Consider the following 21,633-nt stretch of genomic DNA (forward strand, 5'->3'; position numbering starts at 1 on the left):
AGCCCGAGGCAATACTTGCGAGATCGGCGTACCGGGCTCGTTCCGTCGAATATCGGGAATTAGGAGTGCCGAGGGCTGCGGGAGCCGCCATAGAGAACGCCCGTAACGTGTGGAGCGTCACACCAGACGGGCCGTTGTCCGGCCGTACCGCCCGCAGAGCCGGCCGTGGCGGGATCGGCGCGGCGCGGAACGCACCGTGGGACGGGACCGCGTTCCACCGAGAGCTTTGCTGGTTTCGGGTGGAGAACCAAAGAATTGCAGGCTCACGAGGGGATACAAGCGTCTAGTCTCTAGGGAGGCACGTATGAATCGGGGTTACTCGCGTCGTTCTGCACTAGCTGCCCTCGGGGCCAGCTCTGCGGTTGCGCTTTCGGGCTGTCTGTCGGGGTCGGATTCTGACTCCGACTCCGGCTCGGAGTCGACCATCCGCATCTCCGGCGGCGTCGGCCCGCTGCCGATGGTACAGGTGTGGGCCGACATCTACACCGACGAACGTGACGTCAACATCGACGTCTCCGGCGGCGGAACCGGCGTCGGCGTCTCCGACGTCATGAACGAGCAGGTCGACATCGCGATGATGGGGCGCGACCCCGACGAGGAGGAGATCGAGCAGGGACTGGTCGCCACCGCGATGCTGATCGACACCGTCGTCGGGACGATCAACGTCAACAACCCGGTGTACGACGAGATCCGAGAGCACGGCCTCACCCAAGACGAGCTCGCGGCGGTGTTCTCGAAGGAGATCACGAACTGGGGCGAACTCGTCGACAGCGACGTCGACGAACCGATCTACGTCTACGGGCGATCGGACTCCTCCGCCGCCTACCAGCAGTGGGGCGAGTTCCTCGGCGGCTACACCGAGAACGAACTCGAGGACATGGCCGACGGCAACTTCGACGGCGACCAGCAGGTCGCCCAGGCGATCAACAATGACTCCCACGGGATCTCGCTGAACAACATCAACTACGTCTACGACTTCAATACGGGCGACCTCGAGATGAACATCCGGCCGGTCCCACTGGATCGGGACGAGAGCGGCACCCTCTCGCCTGGAGAGGACTTCTACGACACCCGCGACGAGTTCCTCACCGCTGTCGAGGAGGACCGCTACCCCTCCCCGCCGGCCCGGGACATGTACCTGGCCGCGAACGGGGAGTTCGACGAGGACGCCGCCGACTTCGTCGAGTGGGTCCTCACGGAGGGCCAGCAGTACGTCCGCGACAACGGCTACGCACCGATCGACGACGAGAAGCTCGAGGAACAGCGCGAGATCCTCGAGGAGGCGTCGTAGATGGGCACGACCGAAACCCCCTCGGAGGGAGCGAACCGACTCGACCGACGGCTGCTGCTCGAGCGCCTGAGCAGTTACTGGCTCGTCGGCGCCGGCCTCTTCGCCGTCGCGCTGTTCGGGCTGATCGTCCTGACGCTCGTCCAGCAGTCGATCCCGATCGTCTCCGAGTACTCGCTGTTCCAGATGATGACCTCCTCGAACTGGGATCCCGCAGCCGACGAGTTCGGCTTCTTGCCGGCGATCGTCGGCACGATCTACGTCACCGTCCTCTCGATGGCGATGGGAACGCCGCTGGCGATCCTCGCGGCGATCTACATCGCCGAGTACGCCGAGGGGCGGACGAAGATGCTCGTCTCGTCGTTCATCGACGTGCTCGCGGCGATCCCGAGCGTCATCTTCGGGCTCGTCGGCCTGATCGTCGTCGTCCCGTTCGTCGGCGACTACCTCGCGCCCGCCGTCGGCGCCCACAGTATCGGACTCGGCATCGTGACGGTCAGCCTGGTGATGGCGATCATCGTCACCCCCTTTATGATCTCGCTGTCGGTCGAGTCGCTCGAGGCCCTGCCGGACGAACTCCGCGAGTCCTCGCTGGGCGTCGGCGCGACGAAGTGGGAGACCATCCGAACGGTGCTCCTGCGAGCCGCAGGACCGGGGATCTTCTCCGCAATCCTGCTCGGCTTCGGTCGCGTCTTCGGCGCGACGATCGTTCCCGCGATGCTGATCGGCGGCCAGACGGCCATTCCCGAGAGCCCGTTCGACGCCGGCGAGACGCTGCCGACGCTGATCGTCAACGACTTCGGCGAGTTGATGTCGATCCCGTTGACCCAGTCGGCGCTGATCCTCGTCGGGCTGATGTTGCTCGTCATCGTCTGGCTGTTTAATTTCGGGGCGATGCTCGTTCGTCGCCGTCTCCAGCGGAGGTGGCAGTACTGATGGACCGCTACACCGAGCAGCGACTGTTCGGCTTCCTCGCCCGCGCAAGCGCTGCACTCATCCTCGGAGTGTTGGTGATGGTCGTCGGCGTCACCCTCTGGCGGGGCGGCCGCGTCTTCATCACCGATCCCGCAGTGATGGTGACGGCGCCAGGTTCGCGCTACATGTTAGACGGCGGCGGCGGCTTCCTCCACGCCGTCCTGGGGAGCATCTTTATCGTCGTCCCCGCGACGGTAGTCGCCTCGATCCTGGCGATCTCGACGGCCATATTCCTCCAGAGCGACTACTCGAACGAGCGCACGTCGGACGTGATCAACATGTTCCTGAACGTGCTCTGGGGGACGCCCCCGATCGTCTACGGGGTGTTCGTGCTGACGATCATCATCGCCGCCGGCGCCCAGACCAGCCTGATCTTCGGGACGATCGCGATCGCGATCTTCCAGTACCCGATCATGACCCGCTACGCCGACGAGGCGCTGCGAGCCGCTCCGGACGCGGTCAAGGAGGCGTCCTACGGACTGGGCGCGACGCGGTTCGAAACCGCCCAGGTGACCGTTCGGGCGGCCTTACCGGGCGTCATCGCCGGGATCATCATGGGCTTCGCCCGCGGGATCGGCGACGCCGCCACGGTGCTGTTTACGGCCGGTCGGAGCACGCAGATGCCCGGCGGCCCGTTCGATCCCGCGACGACGCTGCCGATCCTCATCTTCGAGCAGGCGGCGTCGTTCAACGCCGAAGTCCGCTCGCACGCCTACGCGGCGTCGTTCGTCCTGATCGTCGCCGTGCTCGCACTGATACTGGCCTCGAAGCTCCTCGCCGGGAGGTTCGCTCGCTTCGCACCAGGAGGAAGACACTCATGAGTAACGATATCGCACTCCGCACCGACGATCTCGAGGTAACGTACACCGGAAACAGGGAAGTAACCGCGGTCGACGGCGTCAGCACCGAGTTCGCCGAGAACAAGCTGACGGCCATCATCGGTCCCTCGGGCTGTGGCAAGTCCACCCTGCTGAAGGCGCTGAACCGCCTCCACGAGATCCAGCCAAACGCCGAGATCACCGGCGAGGTCTACCTCGGCGACGAGGCGATCTACGACACCGACGATCCGCTGCCCGAGATCAGGCGGCGAGTGGGGTACGTCCCGCAGACGCCGACGGCGCTGCCGCTGTCGATCTACAACAACGTCGCCTACGGCGCGAAGATCCACGGCGACCACTCGAGCGAGGAGCTCGACGACCTTGTCGAGAGCTACCTCCGGAAGGTCAACCTCTGGGACGAGGTGAAGGATCGTCTGGACGACCCCGGCGCCGAGCTCTCTACGGGGCAGGTCCAGCGGCTCTGTCTCGCCCGCTCGCTGGCCGTCGAGCCCGAGGTGTTGCTCTGTGACGAGGTCACCTCCGCGCTGGACCCGATCTCGGCCGAGCAGGTCGAGGAGACCCTCGAGGATCTCAAAGAGGAGTACACGATCGTCATGGTCACTCACAGTATGGACCAGGCCAAGCGGCTGGCCGACGACGTGATCTTTCTCTACCTGGGCGAGCTCGTCGAGGCCAACGACACCCGCTCGTTCTTCGAGAACCCCCAGCACGAGCGGACACAGGAGTTCGTGAAGGGCCACACCGCGGTCGACTACGACGACGAACCCGACGAGGAGTCGGTGACGGACGAACAGCCCGTCGCCACCCGCTAATCGGTCGGCTCGAGTTCGGTTCGATCGTCGCGTCTCGCCTCGGGAACCCCCAAGGGAAACGGGAGCGAGACGTGGGTGCCGAAAGTCTGCGGGCAGTATCGACAGCGGTTACCGCCATCGCTTCGAAGCGCCGAACAGATGACGTCCGGCCAGTGGCTCCCGCCCGATACGATCGTCCGATCCAGCCGGGCACCCCTCGAGCGCCGACCGAAACGCGTCGGTATCGGTTCTCCTAACCGTCACCGCGATCACTGCCCTCAAGCGCGCTACTCACGATGAGCGTACGAGAACTTCTTCCCGGGCTGCTCGCGCTCTGTCTCGGCGCCGCGTTCGCTCGCGGCGTCGAGGGAGTCGTCGGCTTCAACGCCTTGCTCGTCGCTATCGCGGTCGGGTTCGTCGTCGCAAACACGGTCGGCGTCCCGAAGCGACTCGAGGCGGGGATCGCGACCCACGGCTTCTGGCTGGCCGCCGGAATCGTCCTCATGGGGGCGTCGGTGACGCTCGGCACTGTCCTCGAGACGGGCGCGCTCGTCCTCGCAATCGTCGTCTGTGTCTCCGCGGGAACGATCCTCGTCGTCGAGTTGCTCGCGCGAAACGTCTTCGGGATCACCGGCCGGCTCGGCTCGCTGCTGGCGGCGGGCTCGGGGATCTGCGGGGTCTCCGCGGTCGTCGCAGTTGCCGGCGCGATCCGAGCCCGGGAGAACCAGATCGCCTACGCCGCGGCGACGGTGTTGCTGTTCGATGCCGTGACGATCGTCGTCTACCCGCTAATCGGCGATCTGCTCGGCCTCTCGGGCACCGTCTTCGGTGTCTGGGCCGGCGTCAGCATGTTCTCGACAGGGCCAGTCGTCGCCGTCGGCTTCACTCACTCGGAGCTCGCCGGCCAGTGGGCGACGATGACGAAGCTCGCCCGGAACGCCCTGATCGGCGTCGTCGTGCTGGCGTACGCGAGCTACTACGCCCGATCCGGCGGGGGATCGCACCCCTCGGCGAGGACGCTCCTCGAGGAGGTGCCGGCGTTCGTCCTCGGCTTCTTCGCGCTCATGGTCGTCGCGAGCGCGGGGCTGCTCTCGGCGTCCCAGCGGGCGGCGATCGAGGAGCTGTACGGCTGGCTGTTCCTGCTCGCGTTCGTCGGCCTCGGAACGGAGATTCGCCTCGCCGAGCTCCGACGGACGGGACTGTTGCCCGCCGTCGTCGTGCTGACGGCGCTGGTGCTCGTCAGCACGCTCTCGCTCGCGGTGTTGCTCGCCGTCTTCTGAGTCACTCCGCCTTCCACTCGAGCCCGTACTCCGGAGCGACGTCCTCGGCAATCGACTCGAACTGGTCGAACGCCATCGCCGGGGGGAGGGGATGGCGTGCGTCGATCTCCTCGGGGAGGTCGTCGTGGTACCGGACCTGCGTCTCGACGTCGTAGGGGAACTCCGCCTCGTCGACGCCGACGAACCCGTACTCGTCGCGGGCGCGTGAGAGGACTCCCTTCCACTCCGCGGTGGAGGCTAACCCCGCCGACTCCATCCCGTGGGAGAACAGCGTCGAGCGGATCTCGTCGTAGGGCTCGCTGTCGTCGAGGTACTCCTCGAGGTACTCCACATCCGAACGGGTGTTAAAGGCGGTCCAGTAGGGGACCGATCCCGTCCGAAGGGTCCACCAGGGCTCGACCAGCGCGAACGACTGGACGAGCAGGCGGTCGACCGATCGGTCGCGGGCCTCGTAGCGCTCGCGGTAGCGATCGGCGACGAACGGGCTCAGCTCCCGCGGATCGTCGAACGCGAGCCGACGGAGTTCGTAGTCGCGTTCGTCCGCGATCCGCTCGAGGTCCTCGCGTAAGGCCGGGTCGAATCCCCACTCGGCCTCCGGTGCCCGTCGGTCGGGCTCGGGAACGTCCCACTCGCGGCGGTCCGCGCCCTGCAGTCGAAGAAAGTCGGCGACCTGCTCGCTGCCCTCGTAGTACTCCTCGGGCGCCAGCCCGCCACAGCCCCCGAGCTGGAAGGTGTGGTGGTCGTCGACGTCGACGACCGGCCAGTCGTACTCGCACTCCAGCGAGATGACGGTGCCGCCGGGCTCGAGAACGGTGTCGAGGAACTCCTCGTACGCTTCACCCAGGATCCGTGATTTGACCCGGAAGTACGCCAGCTTCCGGACCATCAGCCGATCCTGGTTCGGATCGTGCATCTGGGCCAGCGAGACGTCGGGGTTGTTCTCGAGGAAATCGGGCGCGTGTTCGGCGCCCCACTCGATGTCCTTGCGGATCTCGTCGGCGCCCATCGAGCGTCGGATCGGCAGGAGGAACGTCTGGGGCAGAAACGGCACTCCCAGCAGGGCCGCGAGGTGGACCGCCGCGCCGTTGCTCGAGCCAACGATTACGGCGGGATAGCCGCGTTCGGGGTACTGGTCGACGACCCACTCCCGGAAGCGCTCGACGTCGATGTCGCCGAGGTCGTCGGGGTCGATCCCCTCGTTGGCCCCGCCCGTCGTGTATATCTTGGCGCGGGTCTCCCTGGAGAGGCCGTTGACCCGCTTTGCGAGCGGCGTCAGTTTGGGGTGGATCATCCCCAGTCGCGGGAACTGCTCGCCCCGCAGGGAGCTGGCGGCCGCCCGGACGAACACCGTCGTCGAGTCGAAGTTCGGTAGTCCGTAGGGGGTCGACTCCTCGTCGGCGAACAGCCGCGAGAGCCTCATCGGTCGCTCACCTCGAACCGTCGCACCGGTTCTGCCATCCGCGGCGGGACCGGTCGTCGGCCGTCGTCGATCATCGGTTGGTCGGAATACCACGGATCGGCGGATAGTACTGTGGCCGGCAGGATCGACCGCCGCGGGCCGGAGCGGTCCGAGCGTGAGACGACAACCCTCGAGCGGGCGGTGGTACCGGACCCCAACCGGGCCACGTTTCCGCCAACTCAACCCTTAATCGGCGACCGCGAGAACCGCGACCGTGTTCGTCGTTCTGTTTTCGCTCGCCGATCGTCGGCTCTGGCGGGTCTGGAAGCGCGTGTTCGGCCTCTCCTGGCCCGTGATGGCCGAGCAGGTGTTGCGGACGCTGATGCGGACTACCGACATGATCGTCGCGGGCCTCTTCTCGCCGGCGGCGGTCGCGGCGGTTGGCCTCGCGGACATCTACGCTCGCTTTCCGCTGCGGTTCGGCATCGGCATCGGCGACGGCGCGATCGCGCTCTCGAGTCAGGACACGAGCGCCGATGCCACCGCGAACCGGGACGAGGCGGTCTCGCAGGCGCTGTTGCTCGGCCTGCTCGGGGGGATCCCGTTTATCGTCTTCGGGCTGTTGCTCAACGAGTACGCGATCTCGGTACTGGGCGCGCTGACCGACGAGGGGGCGATGGACGCGGTCGTCGAGTACGGCAGCGTCTACCTGATGGTGATCATGATCTCGGCGCCCGCGATCCACGTCAACTTCATCGCGGCTCGCTCGATCCAGGGCACCGGCGACACGAAGACGCCGATGTACGTAAACGGCGTCGTCAACGCGCTCAACATCCTCGCAACGATCGGGCTGGCGTTCGGGCTCGGCCCGCTGCCGGAGCTCGGCGTCATCGGGATCGCCGTCGCGACCGCGGCCGCGGACACGCTCGGCGCGACCGCCTTCCTCGCGATCCTCGCCACGCCGCGCAGCGGGATTCAGTACGTCGTCCCCCGACAGCTCGTCATCACGAAGCAGCTGATCCTGATCAGCTGGCCCCGGATCGCCGAGGGAGTCACGGAGATGTTCGCAGAGTTCCCGTTCAACGCGATCCTGCTGGCGTTCGGCACCGAGGTCAACGCCGCCTATCACATCGGCCGCCGGATGTACCAGCAGATTGCCTCGCCGCTCGCGCGGGGGTACGGCGTCGCGGCGAACATCATGGTCGGCCAGTCACTCGGCCAGGGCGAGGGAGCGACCGCCTACTACAACGGGCTGGCCGCGACGGCTCTGAGCACGCTCACCGTCGGCGGGCTCTGTGCCCTGCTGTTTACGTTCGCCGAGGAGTTCGTCCTCGTGTTCACGCGCGATCCCGCGACGGTCGGGTACGCGGTCGGCTTCGCGCAGGCGTACGCCATCACCGCGCTGTTGATCGCGGCCTACATCACGCTCGCCGGCTCGCTTCGGGGCGGCAGCGAGACGGTCGTCCCGTTCGTCTCGCGGGTCATCGGGACGTTCGTCTTCCTGCTCGGCTTCACCTACGTCGTCGGCGTCGAACTCGGCTACGGTGTCGTCGCCGCCTACGCCGCCATCATCCTCGACTTCGCGTTTCGGGTCGTCTACCTCGGCGTCGTCTTCTACCGACGGCGGTGGGTCGAACGGGGCACCTCGATGATGCGCGAACGGGGCAGCTTCAGCGAGGGCTCGACGGACGCGGACGACTGACTGCCGGGCCGCGGAACTTACTTTACCGTCACCGAGAAACGGTCGATCATGTCCGACGGAGAGTTCGAGGGCTACGGGGGGAGACACGTTCCGGAACCGCTTCGCGACCCACTCGAGCAGCTCGCGGCCGCCTACGACGAGGTCGCCGGGACCGACGAGTTCCGGACCGACCTCCGGGTCCACCTCGAGGAGTTCGCCGGCCGCCCCACGCCGCTGTACTACGCCGGAAACCTGAGCGAGCGCTACGGCGCCGAGATCTACCTCAAACGGGAGGACCTGCTCCACGGCGGCGCCCACAAGATCAACAACGTGCTCGGACAGGCCCTGCTCGCGAAGCGGACCGGGCGCGAGCGCCTGATCGCCGAGACCGGCGCCGGCCAGCACGGCGTCGCGACGGCGATGGCGGGCGCGCTGCTCGGCCTCGAGACGGAGATCTACATGGGCGAGAAGGACGTCGCCCGCCAGGAGATGAACGTCCTCCGAATGCGGCTGATGGGGGCCGACGTCAACGAGGTCTCGCGAGGGAACGCGGGGCTGGCCGACGCCGTCGACGCCGCCCTCGAAGACTTCGCCGAGAACGTCGCCGACACCCACTACCTCGTGGGCAGCGTCGTCGGCCCCGACCCGTTCCCGCGGATGGTCCGGGACTTCCAGTCGGTGATCGGCCGGGAGGCCCGCGAGCAGTTCCGCGAGCGGACCGGCGACCTGCCCGACGCCGCGGTCGCCTGCGTCGGCGGCGGCTCGAACGCGATCGGACTCTTCCACGCCTTCCGCGACGATCCCGTCGAGTTCTACGGCGCCGAGGGCGGCGGCGAGGGCGCAGACTCGAGCCGACACGCGGCGCCGCTGGCGAGGGGGAGAGACGACACCCTCCACGGGATGCGTACCAGAGTAATCGACGACGACGTCGAGGTCCACTCCGTCTCCGCGGGGCTGGACTACCCCGGCGTCGGTCCCGAACACGCCATGTTCCGGGCCGTCGGGCGCTGTGAGTACACCGGCGTCACCGACGAGGCGGCGCTGGCGGCGTTCCGGGAACTGAGCGAGACCGAGGGAATCATTCCGGCCCTCGAGTCGAGCCACGCGGTGGCTCGAGCGATCGAACTCGCCGAGGACGGCGCCCACGAGACGATTCTCGTGAACCTCTCGGGACGGGGCGATAAGGACGTAGAGACCGCAGCGCAGAAATTCGACCTCTGAGGGGAATTGCTGTAACGATTTAGTCCCGGATCGCGGGACCGACGAGCCCGCGGGGTCGCAGTTCGTAATCGTCATACCGACTCGTCGCCAACCGACGCGTATGCGGATGGAACTGCGGGTGTGCAAACACTGCTACACCGGGGAGCACGGGAACGAACAGAAAACCGCGATCACGACGGACATGGTCGCCTGCGCCGAGGCCGTCCGGGAGTACAAGGACCTCCTCTCGCTCGACGCGGTCTACATCACCAAGGTCGAGGCCGGCGACGTCGGCGGCTCCGAGGAGCTGCCGATCAACGTCGCGGGGATCGAAGACGACACGATCACGCTGCGGGACACCCAGCTCGTGATCGAGGACGAAGACGGGAGCGTTCTGGTCTACCCCGAGCCGGCGGACATCCTCGAGGTGCTGACCCGAAACCTCGACCAGATTAACGAGCGAACCCGCCAGGACGTCGTCGTCGACATCTCGGCCGACAGCGCGGAACTGATCACCTGAGGTCGACGTCCGTCCCTCGCGACGAAGCGCCACACCGTCCCGTTCGCTTCCCGAGCACGGCCACGGACCCGGTTCCGATCGTTCCCGGTGGGTCCGAAGCCGCCGCTACCGGATCTTTTCGTCACGACAGCTTTACAACCGTGCCATCGCTACCTGTTCGCGATGAATGAGGGCGCGTTTGTCTGTTCCTGCGCCGGGACTTGCGACATCGATCTCGAGGAGGCCAGGGAAGGGATCGAGGACGTCGAGGTCGCCGCGAGCTCGCAGCTGCTCTGCCAGGACAAGCTCGAGGCGTTCGAGCAGGTAATCGAGGAGTACGAACTCGACGAGATGATCGTCACCTGTCCCGAGGCCAAGGCCCAGGAGAAGATCGAGGCCGCGGCCGAGCGACAGGGGCTCCGGCCGGACGACGTCGAGTTCGTCGACCAGCGGGAGGGGGCGGGGTGGGTTCACGACCGCGAGGCCGCGACCGCCAAGACCGCGCGGCTGGTCAACGCGGCGAACGCTGGCCGCGAAACCGAGCGGCGCCCCCGATCGAGCATCCACCGGGCCGGCTACGACGTCGTAGTCGTCGGCGATCCGAACGCGGCCGCGGCGATCGCGGACGCCGCGGACGTGACGCTGCTCGCGGACGGCGAGGAGCTGGCGACGGCCGACGCCGACCTCGAGAACGTCGACGTCGAGCGGGGTCGCGTCGTCGACGTCGACGGCAAGTACGGCGAGTTCGAGCTGACGGTCGAGGCGCTCGTCACCGACGACTGCGTCTCCTGTATGAAGTGCGTCCACGAGGGACCCGACGGGATGGTCACCCGCTACCCGGTCGACATCGATCCCGAGGCTCCGGTCGGCGAGTGGGTGACGGTCTGTCCGACCGACGCCATCGAGATGGAGGGCGTCGAGCGGACGATCGAGTGCGATCAGGTGATCCACCCCGGCGGAGAGGGGCCGGTCGGCGGCCAGCGCGGCTATCACACCAAGTTCGACCCGGCGACGGTCAACGAGGTCGAACGCCTGCTCGGCGGGTTCGAGGGGATCGACTTCCTCGACCTCGAGATGGAGGTCTGTGCCGCCGGGACGGCCGGCGAGATGGGCTGTAACGAGTGCGTCGAGGCCTGTCCCCACGACGCCGTCGAGCGGGCCGCGATCGACGAGGTCGAGTTCCACCTCGACAGCTGCCAGAACTGCGGCGCCTGTACCAGCGCCTGTCCGACCGGCGCGACCCGGCTCCAGGAGCCGAACAACGAGCGCCTCGCCCGCGAGGTCGAGGCGCTACTGGCCCCGACGGGCGACGACGGCGGGTTCGTCAGCGGACTGCTCGGGGGCTCGAGCGCGAACATCGAGACGCCGATGATCGCGTTCGTCTGTTCGGAGCGCGCACAGAACGCGCTTCGGGAGTACGGCCGCCTGGCGGCCGCGGGACGCGCCGACGTCGAGTACCCGCCGATCCTCCCGGTCTCGGTCAACTGCGCCGACACCGTCGGCGAGGCCCACGTCCTCCACGCGCTGGCGGCCGGCGCCGACGGCGTCGCGATCGTCGGCTGCGGCGGGAGCTGTCTCCACTCCGGCCCGGATCCGAAAGCCGAGCTCGTCGAGCGGGTCAACCGAGCGACGGCCGATCTGGGACTGGGCGAGCGAGTCTCCTTCTTCGCGCCCGACCCGGACGAGCCCGAGGCGTTCGTCGAGGAGGTCTCCCAGTTTGCCGTCGCGGAGCTCGAGGCGTCGCCGATCCCCGCCGGCGAGCACGAGGCGGACGGCGGGATCGACGACCCCGAACGGGAGAACCCGCCGTTCGACAACCACGGCTGGACCCTCGAGAGCGTCCGCGCGATCCTCGAGCATGTCGAGCCCGAGCGGGAGGTGATCCGCGGGCTGAAGGACTTCGGGATCGTCGAGGTCGCGGAGGGCTGTACGCTGACGCCGACCTGTACGAGCTACTGTCCGACCGACGCACTCCGGCGCACCGAAAACGGCCTCGACTTCAACCACGAGCGCTGTGTCAACTGCGGGCTCTGCGAGGAGGTCTGTGTCGAGAACGTCATGAGCGTCGAGGACGGGCTCGACCTGTCGCTGCTGCCGGAGAACAAGCCGGAGGAGCCGGATCCCGCCTGGGAGCGGGTGTACGAGGGGTCGATGCTGTCGTGTGCCGGCTGCGGAAAGCAGTTCACGAGCGAGGCGACAGCCGACGCGATCGAGGACCGTATCGGCGACGTCGTCGCCGACCTCGCCCCCGACTCCGAGGAGAGCATCTTCCAGTACTGTCCGGAGTGCCGAGCGCGGCTGCTTCACGACGTCTAAGCGGGTCCGCGGGGGGCGACGACAGCCGCGTCTTCGAAGCGACGTCGCCTCGGCTCTCAAACGATCTCCCGTGCCGAATTTTCGGAGCGACCCCGAGCTATCCTGCGGTCGCTCCAGAGCTGACGGACGGTAGTCCGTACTACTCCGGATGTTCGATCGTCCAGTCGGCCTTCTCGGCGGCCGTCGCGAGCGGAACGAACTCCCAGCCGGCGTCATCGGCGATCCACTCCTCGTCGCTGCAGCCGACGACGACGGTCCGATCGGCGTAGAACATCGAGTCGGGCGTGACGTCCGCGAGGCGCTCGGCCGGACCGGTCTCGGAACCGCCGAAGAAGTCGAGTTCGATCCGCTCGTCGCGCTGGAACTTCCGGATCGCCGGTGTCGACACCGTGCCGACGATTCCGATCCAGTCCGCCCACCCCCTGGCGTCGCCGACCACGAACTGTGGATCCTCGAGCCGGTTGATCGCCTGGTAGGTAAAGGCGAGGGTCATGTCGTCGGCCGCCGTCGCCTCCCCGTGGTCGGTCGTTCGGGACGTGGAGCCGGCCGACGTCGACTCGTCCGTCCTCGATTCGGTCTCCGACTCCGCGTCCGAGCTCCTGCCGGCGCCACCGCCGCCGCGATTCTCCGGAACGCCGACCGGCCCCTCCGTCGCCCCCGGCACCTGGGGGACGCGACGGGACGGCTCGCCGTCGCTATCGGACTCGCCGTCGGCCACCCCTTCGGCAGACGCGTCGCTCCAGACGGGGTCCGACTCCTCGTCCGGATCGCCCTCGCCCCGCCAGAGCCAGTCGCCGTGGTTGGTGGTCTCGCCGTCGTCCTCGTCCTCGCCGACGTCCATGTCGTCGAGGTCGATGCTGTCGGTCATCGGCGACCGACGACCTCCTCGAGCCGGCTCCTTCCGGTTGCGGCTGCTGCCCTTACCCGCGGACGCACGGATCGCCGTTCGGGGCGTGCCGCGGTCGGAACGCGTCGCGACCGGCCGATCGGTGCCGTCCTCGTCGTGGTCATCGTCTGTACTTCGCGCTGTAGTCGGATTAAATGCCACGGTGTCGTCGCTGCTGTCAAGGGGTTGAACGGACGGCCACCTATTAAACGATCTAATGGAATCCGTCTAACAAAAACGCCGAATCAGTTCGGACCCAAAGGATTAATAACGTGAGTCACTGACGAACGATTCATGTCTCGGTCATCACTCGACCTTGATCGGCGAGGGTTCCTGAAAGCCGGCGCCGGCGGAACCCTCGCGGCTGCGGTCGGGGGACGAACACTGCTTCAACAGCGCGCCGCCGCCGACGAAGACGACGTCGTCGACCCCGAGGCGGGGGACGAACTGGTAAAGACCGTCTGTACGCACTGTTCGGTCGGCTGTGGGATACAGATGTCCGTCGAGGAGGACGCAGTCGTCGGCCAGGAAACCTGGGAGGACAGCCCGGTCAATCAGGGCGGACTCTGTTCGAAGGGGGCGTCGCTAACCCAGTCGGTCAACTCCGAACAGCGCCTGAAGAAGCCGTTGAAGCTCGAGGGCGGCGAGTGGACCCAGATGGAGTGGGACGAGATCCTCGAGGAGATCACGGGCCGACTCGACGACATCCGCGAGGAGACCGGTCCCCACTCGACGATGTGGGTGGGATCGGCCAAACACAGCAACGAGGCCGCCTACCTGATTCGGAAGCTGGCCGCGTTCTACGGAACGAACAACATCGACCACCAGGCGCGGATCTGTCACTCGACGACCGTCGAGGGGATCGCGAACGTCTGGGGCGTCGGCGCCATGACGAACAACTCGAACGACATGCGCAACGTCGACGTCAACCTCATCATCGGGCACAACCCGATCGAGAGCCACCCCGTCGCCTGGCAGTACTTCCAGGAGGCCCAGGAACGGGGCGGCAAACACATCGTCGCCGAGCCACGGTACACCAAGACCGCGGCCGCGTCCGACGACTTCTACCAGTTCCGTTCGGGCACCGACGTCGCCTTTATTTACGGCCTGATCTACCACATCGTCGAGAACCTCGAGGCCCACGACGAGGAGTTCATCGAGAGCCGCGTGATGGTCGATACCTGGGAGGAGTTCCGCGACGACGTCCTCCCCGAGTACGACCTCGAGACCGTCGCCGACATCTGTGGCATCTCCGAGGAGGAGCTGATGGAGCTCGCCGAGGAGCTCGCGGACGCGGAGGTCAGCTGCGTCGAGTGGGCGATGGGCGGCACCCAGCACAACAACGCGACGGGGAACGTCCGCGCCTACGCGATGCTCAACCTGGCGCTCGGCCACGCCGCCCAGTCCGGCGGCGGCACCCCGATCTTCCGGGGCCACGACAACGTCCAGGGCGCGACCGACCTCGGCGTCGACTCGAGTACGCTGCCCGGCTACTACGGGCTGGACGAGGACGCCTGGGAACACTGGGCCAACGTCTGGACCCAGACCCAGAGCACCTCCGGCGAGGTCAGCTACGACGACCTCCACAACCGGTTCCACGACACCGAGCTGATGGAGAAGAACGGGTTTACCGTGGCCCGCTGGTACGAGGGCGTCCTCGACGACGAGTGGGAGATCTACCAGCCCGACCCCCTTCGCGCGGCGATCTTCTGGGGGCACGGGCTCGCCTCGCTCACCGAGTACAAGAAGGTCAAGCGGGCGGTCAACGAGCTCGACTTCATCGTCAACGTCGACGTCTTCCCGAACCAGGTCGCCGAGCTCGCCGAGGACGACACCGACGTCTACATGCTGCCGGTCTGTACGAACGTCGAGGAGGCCGGCAGCGTCACCAACACCGGCCGACAGGTCCAGTGGCGTTCGCAGGCGATCGAACCTCGTCACGACTCCCGGACGGACTGGGAGCTGATGTGTGACTTCGCCGAGCGACTCGGCTTCGGCGAGCACTTCGACTACGACGAGGTCGAGGACGTCACCCGGGAGTGGAACCTCGGGACGCGCTCGGTCGGCTACGTCGGCCAGACACCGGAGCGACTCAAGGCCCACCAGCAGAACTCCGAGGTGTTCAGCGCCGAGGACATCCAGGCCGAGGTCGACGAGGACCACGAGCTTCACGGGGAGTACTACGGACTCCCGTGGCCGTGCTGGCACGAGGACCATCCCGGAACACCCATCCTCTACGACGACTCGCTGCACCCCTCCGAGGGCGGGATGGACTTCCGGGCGAACTGGTGGGACGAGGACGACCCCGACGTCGATCCCGAGGATCAGCTCCGGGATCCGTACGAGCCCGACTGGTGGGACGGCGAGATCGAGGGCGTGCCCCAGTACCCGATGTTCTCGACGGTGCTTCCCGACCCCGAGAACCCCGCCGCGGCGACGATCCCGATCGAGGGCGCGTTCGACGAGGACACCTCGGTCGCCGACGTCGCCCAGCAGCTCGACGACGAGGGGTACGACGTCGAACTCGACATCTACGAGGAGTTCGACAACCCCCAGCCCGACGCCCCGTGGGGCCGCGGTCGGGCCCGGATGAAGGCCTGGAACCTCACCGACGAGATCCCGGTCCACCGCGAACCCGCGGTGACGCCCCGGCCCGACCTCGTCGAGGACTTCCCGTGTAACGAACGCGTCGAGGACCACTGGCGCGTCGAACTCGACAACGCCGGCGTCCAGCAGGACAACATCGACGCCATCGACGAACTCGTCGAGGTCGGCGACGTCGACCCGCTAGTGCTCACCTCGGGTCGACAGGTCGAGCACAAGGGCGCGGGCGCGGTAACCCGCAGTACGAAAGGAACCGCCTCACGGGCCCCGATGATGTATCTCGAGATCCATCCGGACGTCGCAGCCGAGATCGACGTCGAGGAGGGCGACTGGATCGTCGTCACGACGCCACACGCCGAGATGCTCGTCCAGGCCAGGCCGACCGGACGGGTCGCATCCGACCACGCGTTTGCCCCCTATCACTGGAGCGGTATCCTCGAGGGCGAGCGAGTTATGGATAGCGTCCCCAACGGGATGGAACCGCTGGTGATCGGCGAGTCGATCAACTGCGGCACGGCGCCGGCCTACGACCGCGAGACCCAAATGCAAGAGACCAAGACGACGCTGTGTAACATCAGGGTCGCCAACGACGACGAGATCCCCGAGCTGTCGGATCGACAGATCAGGTGGCAGGAACAGCGCATGGATCGGAACAAGCGATAGGTGAGATCAAATGAGTACACAAGAATCTAACAGCGGACCGGCACGAGTCATCCCGAACTGGGAGTCATGTATCGACTGCGGGGCCTGCGAGGTCGCCTGTCAGCGGACCTGGGATCTCCCCCCGGAGAGCGACCGAATCCAGGTCGTCGCGCTCGGCCACGGGACCGAAGAGGAGGCAAACAAGCCGATGCAGTGTTACAACTGCGTCGAGGCACCCTGCGTCGAGGTCTGTCCGACCGACGCGTTGCGCATCCGGGACAGCGGCAGCGTCCGCGTCAAAGCCGACATGTGTATCGGCTGTCACTACTGCGGCGTCGGCTGTCCGTTCGGCGCACCGCAGTACCCGGACGCCGAGGTTCCCAATGCCGAGGAGGCCGAGCCGATGGGATCCCGAAGCGGCGGCCTGATGGACAAATGTACGACCTGCGAGCCGCGCCAGGAGGAGGGGCTCGAGCCCGCCTGCTCCTCGGAGTGTCCGACCGACGCCTTGCTGTTTGGCACGCCCGAGCAGCTCTCCGAGAAGCTCGACGAGGACGGCGTTTCGACGCCGTTCAGCGACGAGGCCGCCGAGATCGTCTTCGGCGAGGACGCGGACGAGATCATGGGGGACTAACCGCCGATGGCAACCGAAGTCACGTTCGACCTGCCGTACTCCCAATGGAACTGGCAGATCGGCGTCTACATCGCGATGATCGGGATCGCCAGCGGGGCGTACCTGATGGGGTACGTCGCCGACCTCCTGGGCTCGCGGCGAGATGCCCACGGGCACGGCCAGGTCGCGAAGTACGGCTACCTGGTCGGACTACTCGGGCTGGTAATCGGGCCGCCGATCCTGCTGTCACACCTCGCGACGCCGTTCCGAGCGATGTTGATCCCGCTGACGATGACGAACTTCGACTCGTGGATGACCATCGGTGCGTACCTGCTCGGCGGACTCGGGCTGGGTGCGTTCCTGATGTTCGTCTGGGTCGCGTTCGGACGGAATCGACCGCACGCACCCGATCGAGCCGAGCGAGCCGACTCCGGCGCAGTCGCCGCCGACGGCGGAACCGAGCGCGACGCCGCCAGGGCCGCGACCACCGACAGGACCGACGGACTGCGCGGCGTCGCCGACCGCGTCGGACTGCTCGATCTCGTCGACTCGCTCGCCGACACGACCCGTCCCTCGGAGACGGTTCGGCTCGCGCTTGGCGGCGTGTTCTCGATCGCCGCGGCCGGCGTCCTGATCTACTCGGCGATGGCCTACGGCTCCGGAATGACCGAGCGGGTCGCACTGTGGGACAAGACGTTCCTGCTCCCGGTCCAGATCTTCAGCGGTCTCGGCGTGGGACTGGCCGGAGCGGTCGGGCTGGCGGCGGTGGCTGGCCGAAATCCCGGCCGTGCGGTTCGGCAGTACTCGCTTGTGACTGCCGGGCTGCTGGCGGCGACGCTGGCGATGGTCGTCGCGACGATCGTCCTGTTGCCCGAGCAGAGTCCCGCAGCGGAGGCGGGGATCAATAACCTGCTCACCACCTACGCCGTTCCGTTCGTCGGTCTCGCCGTGATCGGCGGGCTGGTCGTGCCGATCCTGCTGTCGGTCGGCGCGGTCGTCGGCCAGCGACGCGACGCGCTCTCGCCGACAGCGGCGACGGCGACGTACGCTACCATTGCGCTCCTCGCGGTCGTCGGCAAGATCGCGCTGGCGTTGAGCTACCTGCTCGCCGCCGAGTTCGAGCCGCTCATCCTTCCGCTGTAGGCGGGCTCGAGCCAACTGTTTTAACCCGATCTACACCCTCGTACCCAGTATGACACGGACCAGCGACCCCACGAGCGAACTCGCGGATCTGTACGCGTTCCTCTCGGGCGTTCTCGCGGATCCACCCGACGAGACGGCCGTCGAACGGCTCAGCGCCGAACAGCTGCCGCGGCAGGCGTCGCCCCAGGCGCTCGACACGGGCTACCAGCTGCTCGACAAGTGGCGAGCCAGAGTCGACGACCCCGAGGCGGAGGCGGCCGAGCTGAATCGGGTCCACACCCGACTGTTCGTCGGACCGCGTCCGCGGATGCAGATTCACGAGTCCTGGTACGCCGACGACTACCTCGGCGAACCGCTCGCGGCCGTCAAGAGTTCCTACCGCGACCTCGGCATTCGGCCGTCGACGGAGCTCCGCGAGGAAGCCGACCACGCCGCCGTCGAACTCGCCGCCCTCGAGATCCTGGCCCGTGGAGGCAACGACGAGTACCGACGGGCTTTCCTGCAGGCCCACGGCTGGTGGCTGCGGGAGCTGGCCCGCGACATCCAAGAGATGACCGACAACCCCTTCTACGAGGGCGTCGGCTGGCTGCTCGAGGGAGTCTTCCAGGCCGACACCTACCTGCTTGGCCTCGACCCCGACGACCTCTCGCCGGGCTACGGACAGCTCTCCGCGAACGGCGAGTAGCGCCGCTTTTCTCCAATCGACGCGGCACCCGCCACAGCGCACAGAAGTAGTAGCCGACGCTACAGTCCCTCGAGGTCGAGTCGCTCGAGGGTTCGGTCGGTCGGGACGCCGTCGTCCCACCCCCGGCGCTCGTAGTACCGCTCGAGGGTCTCCTCGAAGCCGGCCGCGTCGATCGCCGCGCCGTCGTTGGGACCGCCCTCGAGCGGCTCCGTGAGCCGCTGTGGAAGCGTGTCGTCCTCGCGGGTAAATCCCTCGCGACAGTTGAACAGCCGGATCAGCGTCCAGATGCGCTCGCCGACCCGACGCAGCTCCTCGGGCTCGTACTCGCGGTCGACGGCCGCGAGCCAGTCGGCACCCAGCGTCGCCGAGAGCGCCTCGCCGAAGAAGTCGTCGGCGATCAGGCTCCAGAGCACGGCGCGGCGGTCCTGCTCGGCGATCACCCTGTTAACCTGATCGACGGCGCTCCAGTCGGTGCCGCCCAGCGCCTCGACCTCCACCGGTCGTGCGCGGCGGTGGCAGGCGCCCCGATCACTGGTCGCGTAGGCAAGCGCCATCGCGGACGCACCGCGGGGGTCGTAGGCCGGCAGCGCCATCCCCTTCACCGAGGGGATCAGGTCGTCGCCGCCGTACTCGGCCGCGGCCGCGTCGACACCGTCGGCGAGCGTCTCGCCCAGCGGGCTCGAGCGGTGGGTAATCTCCTCGATCAACTCGCGGGCGCCCTCCTCGTCGCCGAACTCGAGGTCGCGGTCGATCAGCCCCTCCTGGCTCGCGCGGATCGCCCAGGCGACGGCGTTGCCCCCCGAGATGACGTCGAGTGCGAGCCGATCGCAGACCGAGCCAAGGGTGGCGACAGCGTCGAAATCGTCGATCCCCAGGCCCGCGCCCAGCGAGATCGGTGTCGATCCTCGCGGAACGCTGTCGCCGTCGTCGCTCTCGACCTGGAACCCGCCCGGCACCGGCTCGTCGGCTCGCTCGCGGTCGTGGGCGGCGTCGCGGACGGCCTCGATCCCGATCCCGTCGGCGCCGTCGAACCGGCCCTCCTGCCAGCCGCGGGTCGGCAGGACGCCGACCTCGTTCGCGAAGTCAAGCGTCTCGACGGTCTCGCTGGCGGCCTGCCAGCGGCCCGTGTCGTCGGTTGCAAAGGCCTCCTCGTACCGCCGGTGGAGTTCACGGAGGTCCGCGTCGAGTTCCGGTGGGTCGTCGCGGGCGACCAGCGCCTTCAGTCGCTTCGCGCCCATCACCGCGCCCGCACCACCCCGGCCGGCGTGGTGGTCGCCGCCGTCGGAGGCGATCGTCGCGTAGGAGACGCCGTTCTCGCCTGCGGGACCGATGCAGGCGACCGCGGCCTCGCCCGCTCGCTCGTCGGTCTCGCGGGCGTCGAGCCCCCACCAGTCCTCGGCCGGCTCGATGGAGACCTCGCCACCGTCGATCTCGAGTCTGACGGGGCGGTCCGCCCGACCGGTGACGAGGATCCCGACGTGGTCCTCGAGCGAGCCCGCGAGCCGATCGGCCATCGAGCCGCCCGCGTAGGAGTCGAGAAAGGCCCCGGTCAGCGGCGATTTGGTGATGACGACGGAACGTTGCTCGCCTGGCAGGAGACCGGTTAGTGGGCCGGTGAGAAACAGCAGGACGTTGTCGTCGCCCAGCGGGTCCGTCCCCGGCTCGAGCTCCTCGTAGAGGTAGCGGGCGCCGAGTCCCTTCCCGCCGACGTACTTTCGGCGCCACGACTCCGGTACTGGCTCGGACGCGACGGACTCGGCCGCGAGATCGACGCGGACGAGAGTCTCCCCCGTTTCCATGCAGTCCCGTAATCGTAACCGCCGAGCGATAGTTAAAGCTCTCGGCTGCGAGCGCCGTCGCTCCGACTCATACTGTCTGCTGTAAGTCATTTCCGGTGGGACCGCAGGACGGATCGCGGTCCCACCGGTAACTCGTTACAGCAAACCGTATCAGACGACGTCGACGACCCGATCCTCGAGCAACTGCGCGAGAACGACCCGGGGTACGTCCCGTCGCTCACGGATCTCGCCGGCGATCTCGCGGGCCGTCTCCTCGAGTTCGGGGGTGTCGACCATGTTCACGAGCGGGATCACCGTCGCGCCGTCGGGCACGTCCTTGCAGCCGCCTCGGTCGCTCGTCACGACGGCCGCGACGTCGCTCGCCGAGATCCGATCGCCGGGCTCGAGGTCGGTAATCGCTGCGACCCGCTCGGGGCGGTGAACGTGCTCCTCGGCGAGTCGCTCGCCGACGATCTTCGCGCTCGCGATGGGGACGACGACGTCGGTCGCGGTCGGCAGCTGCGGCTCGTCGTCGTTCGGCGCCTTGAACCAGCGGGTGCGGGCGCCGTCGGCCTTGACGACCACCGACGTCTCCGGTCCGAGATCGGCCACGAAGTCGTCGACCGTCTCGGGATCGTAGCCGAGGTAGCGGTCCGATCCTTCGCGGCCGGCGACGAGACCGATCGGCCACGACTCGGCCGAGTCGATCGCCTCGAGCGGGCGATCCGTGACGATCACGTCCTCGACCTGCTCCTCGAACGGCGGGATGCGAACGGTGGCGGTGACGACCGCGCGCTCGAGTCGGTCCGCGAGCGCGTACAGCGTCGACTTCTTGCCGCCCGCGCCGACAACGCAGGTGACGTTACCGCGAGCGGTCAGCGCCTCGGGAAGATCCATAGCGATACCCGAAGCATCGAAGCGGGCGCACTTGTAGCTGCGCGTTCGATCGATGCGGCGCCGGCGGGAGCTGCGTCGGTTAGCTCGCGTCCGTCACCTCGTGCACGTGATCGGCGA

General features: G+C 67.5%; 17 protein-coding genes. 13 read left to right on the forward strand and 4 right to left on the reverse strand.

All coding sequences use genetic code 11. The features are described from left to right. The first annotated feature begins 304 nt into the window (after positions 1–304). The 5 genes from C491_RS00070 (at position 305) to C491_RS00090 (ending at position 5,173) form a co-directional block, all read left to right on the forward strand. The gene (locus C491_RS00070; RefSeq protein WP_083909270.1) at positions 305–1,291 is read left to right on the forward strand and encodes a PstS family phosphate ABC transporter substrate-binding protein; all 987 of its coding nucleotides are present in this window, start codon (positions 305–307) and stop codon (positions 1,289–1,291) included. Next, complete coding sequence (pstC, locus tag C491_RS00075) at positions 1,292–2,224, forward strand: phosphate ABC transporter permease subunit PstC (protein WP_005552814.1); 933 nt, start codon at positions 1,292–1,294, stop codon at positions 2,222–2,224. Continuing rightward, on the forward strand, positions 2,224–3,084 hold the full coding sequence (locus tag C491_RS00080; protein WP_005552815.1) for a PstA family ABC transporter permease: 861 nt from the start codon (positions 2,224–2,226) through the stop codon (positions 3,082–3,084). Before pstC ends, C491_RS00080 begins: the two co-directional genes overlap by 1 nt. Then, on the forward strand, positions 3,081–3,914 hold the full coding sequence (locus tag C491_RS00085) for a phosphate ABC transporter ATP-binding protein (protein WP_005552816.1): 834 nt from the start codon (positions 3,081–3,083) through the stop codon (positions 3,912–3,914). The genes C491_RS00080 and C491_RS00085 overlap by 4 nt, the downstream gene beginning before the upstream one ends. A 275-nt stretch (positions 3,915–4,189) precedes the next feature. Then, positions 4,190–5,173: a YeiH family protein gene (locus C491_RS00090; protein WP_005552817.1), complete on the forward strand. Its 984-nt coding sequence runs from the start codon at positions 4,190–4,192 to the stop codon at positions 5,171–5,173. A gap of 1 nt (position 5,174) precedes the next feature. On the opposite strand, the gene C491_RS00095 is transcribed toward C491_RS00090, so the two are convergent. After that, positions 5,175–6,593 (reverse strand): hypothetical protein, encoded by a 1,419-nt coding sequence (locus C491_RS00095; protein WP_005552819.1) that lies wholly within the window; start codon positions 6,591–6,593, stop codon positions 5,175–5,177. Positions 6,594–6,846: 253 nt separating this feature from the next. On the opposite strand from C491_RS00095, the gene C491_RS00100 reads away from it, so the two are divergent. From C491_RS00100 to C491_RS00115, 4 genes are all read left to right on the forward strand, one after another. Continuing rightward, a complete protein-coding gene (locus C491_RS00100) occupies positions 6,847–8,274 on the forward strand; it encodes an MATE family efflux transporter (protein WP_005552821.1) in 1,428 nt (475 codons plus the stop codon). Positions 8,275–8,322: 48 nt separating this feature from the next. Beyond that, positions 8,323–9,474 carry a tryptophan synthase subunit beta gene (gene trpB / locus C491_RS00105; RefSeq protein WP_005552822.1) on the forward strand — a complete coding sequence of 384 codons (1,152 nt, stop codon included), beginning with the start codon at positions 8,323–8,325 and terminating at the stop codon, positions 9,472–9,474. 100 nt (positions 9,475–9,574) lie between these two features. Next, positions 9,575–9,973, forward strand: coding sequence for a hypothetical protein (locus tag C491_RS00110; protein WP_005552824.1), 399 nt, complete (start codon positions 9,575–9,577; stop codon positions 9,971–9,973). 162 nt (positions 9,974–10,135) lie between these two features. Beyond that, complete coding sequence (locus C491_RS00115) at positions 10,136–12,268, forward strand: hydrogenase iron-sulfur subunit (RefSeq protein ID WP_005552825.1); 2,133 nt, start codon at positions 10,136–10,138, stop codon at positions 12,266–12,268. Between the two features lie 139 nt (positions 12,269–12,407). On the opposite strand, the gene C491_RS00120 is transcribed toward C491_RS00115, so the two are convergent. Beyond that, complete coding sequence (locus tag C491_RS00120) at positions 12,408–13,136, reverse strand: DUF7124 domain-containing protein (RefSeq protein WP_005552827.1); 729 nt, start codon at positions 13,134–13,136, stop codon at positions 12,408–12,410. A gap of 312 nt (positions 13,137–13,448) precedes the next feature. Between C491_RS00120 and C491_RS00125 the strand changes: the two genes are divergently transcribed. From C491_RS00125 to C491_RS00140, 4 genes are read left to right on the forward strand one after another with little or no spacing between them, the layout of a single operon-like run. Further along, positions 13,449–16,421 (forward strand): molybdopterin-dependent oxidoreductase, encoded by a 2,973-nt coding sequence (locus C491_RS00125; RefSeq protein ID WP_005552828.1) that lies wholly within the window; start codon positions 13,449–13,451, stop codon positions 16,419–16,421. A gap of 10 nt (positions 16,422–16,431) precedes the next feature. Next, positions 16,432–17,034 (forward strand): 4Fe-4S dicluster domain-containing protein, encoded by a 603-nt coding sequence (locus tag C491_RS00130; protein ID WP_005552829.1) that lies wholly within the window; start codon positions 16,432–16,434, stop codon positions 17,032–17,034. Positions 17,035–17,040: 6 nt separating this feature from the next. Then, positions 17,041–18,156: a polysulfide reductase NrfD family protein gene (locus C491_RS00135; RefSeq protein WP_005552830.1), complete on the forward strand. Its 1,116-nt coding sequence runs from the start codon at positions 17,041–17,043 to the stop codon at positions 18,154–18,156. A 49-nt stretch (positions 18,157–18,205) separates the two neighbouring features. After that, positions 18,206–18,841, forward strand: coding sequence for a TorD/DmsD family molecular chaperone (locus tag C491_RS00140; RefSeq protein WP_005552831.1), 636 nt, complete (start codon positions 18,206–18,208; stop codon positions 18,839–18,841). Positions 18,842–18,900: 59 nt separating this feature from the next. On the opposite strand, the gene C491_RS00145 is transcribed toward C491_RS00140, so the two are convergent. Both C491_RS00145 and yqeC read right to left on the reverse strand, forming a co-directional pair. Next, positions 18,901–20,640, reverse strand: a complete 1,740-nt coding sequence (locus C491_RS00145) for an aldehyde ferredoxin oxidoreductase family protein (RefSeq protein WP_005552832.1) — start codon at positions 20,638–20,640, stop codon at positions 18,901–18,903. 150 nt (positions 20,641–20,790) lie between these two features. Next, on the reverse strand, positions 20,791–21,516 hold the full coding sequence (gene yqeC / locus C491_RS00150; RefSeq protein WP_005552833.1) for a selenium cofactor biosynthesis protein YqeC: 726 nt from the start codon (positions 21,514–21,516) through the stop codon (positions 20,791–20,793). Positions 21,517–21,633 lie beyond the last annotated feature (117 nt).

Origin of the sequence: Natronococcus amylolyticus DSM 10524, assembly GCF_000337675.1 — an archaeon.
Lineage (GTDB): Archaea > Halobacteriota > Halobacteria > Halobacteriales > Natrialbaceae > Natronococcus > Natronococcus amylolyticus.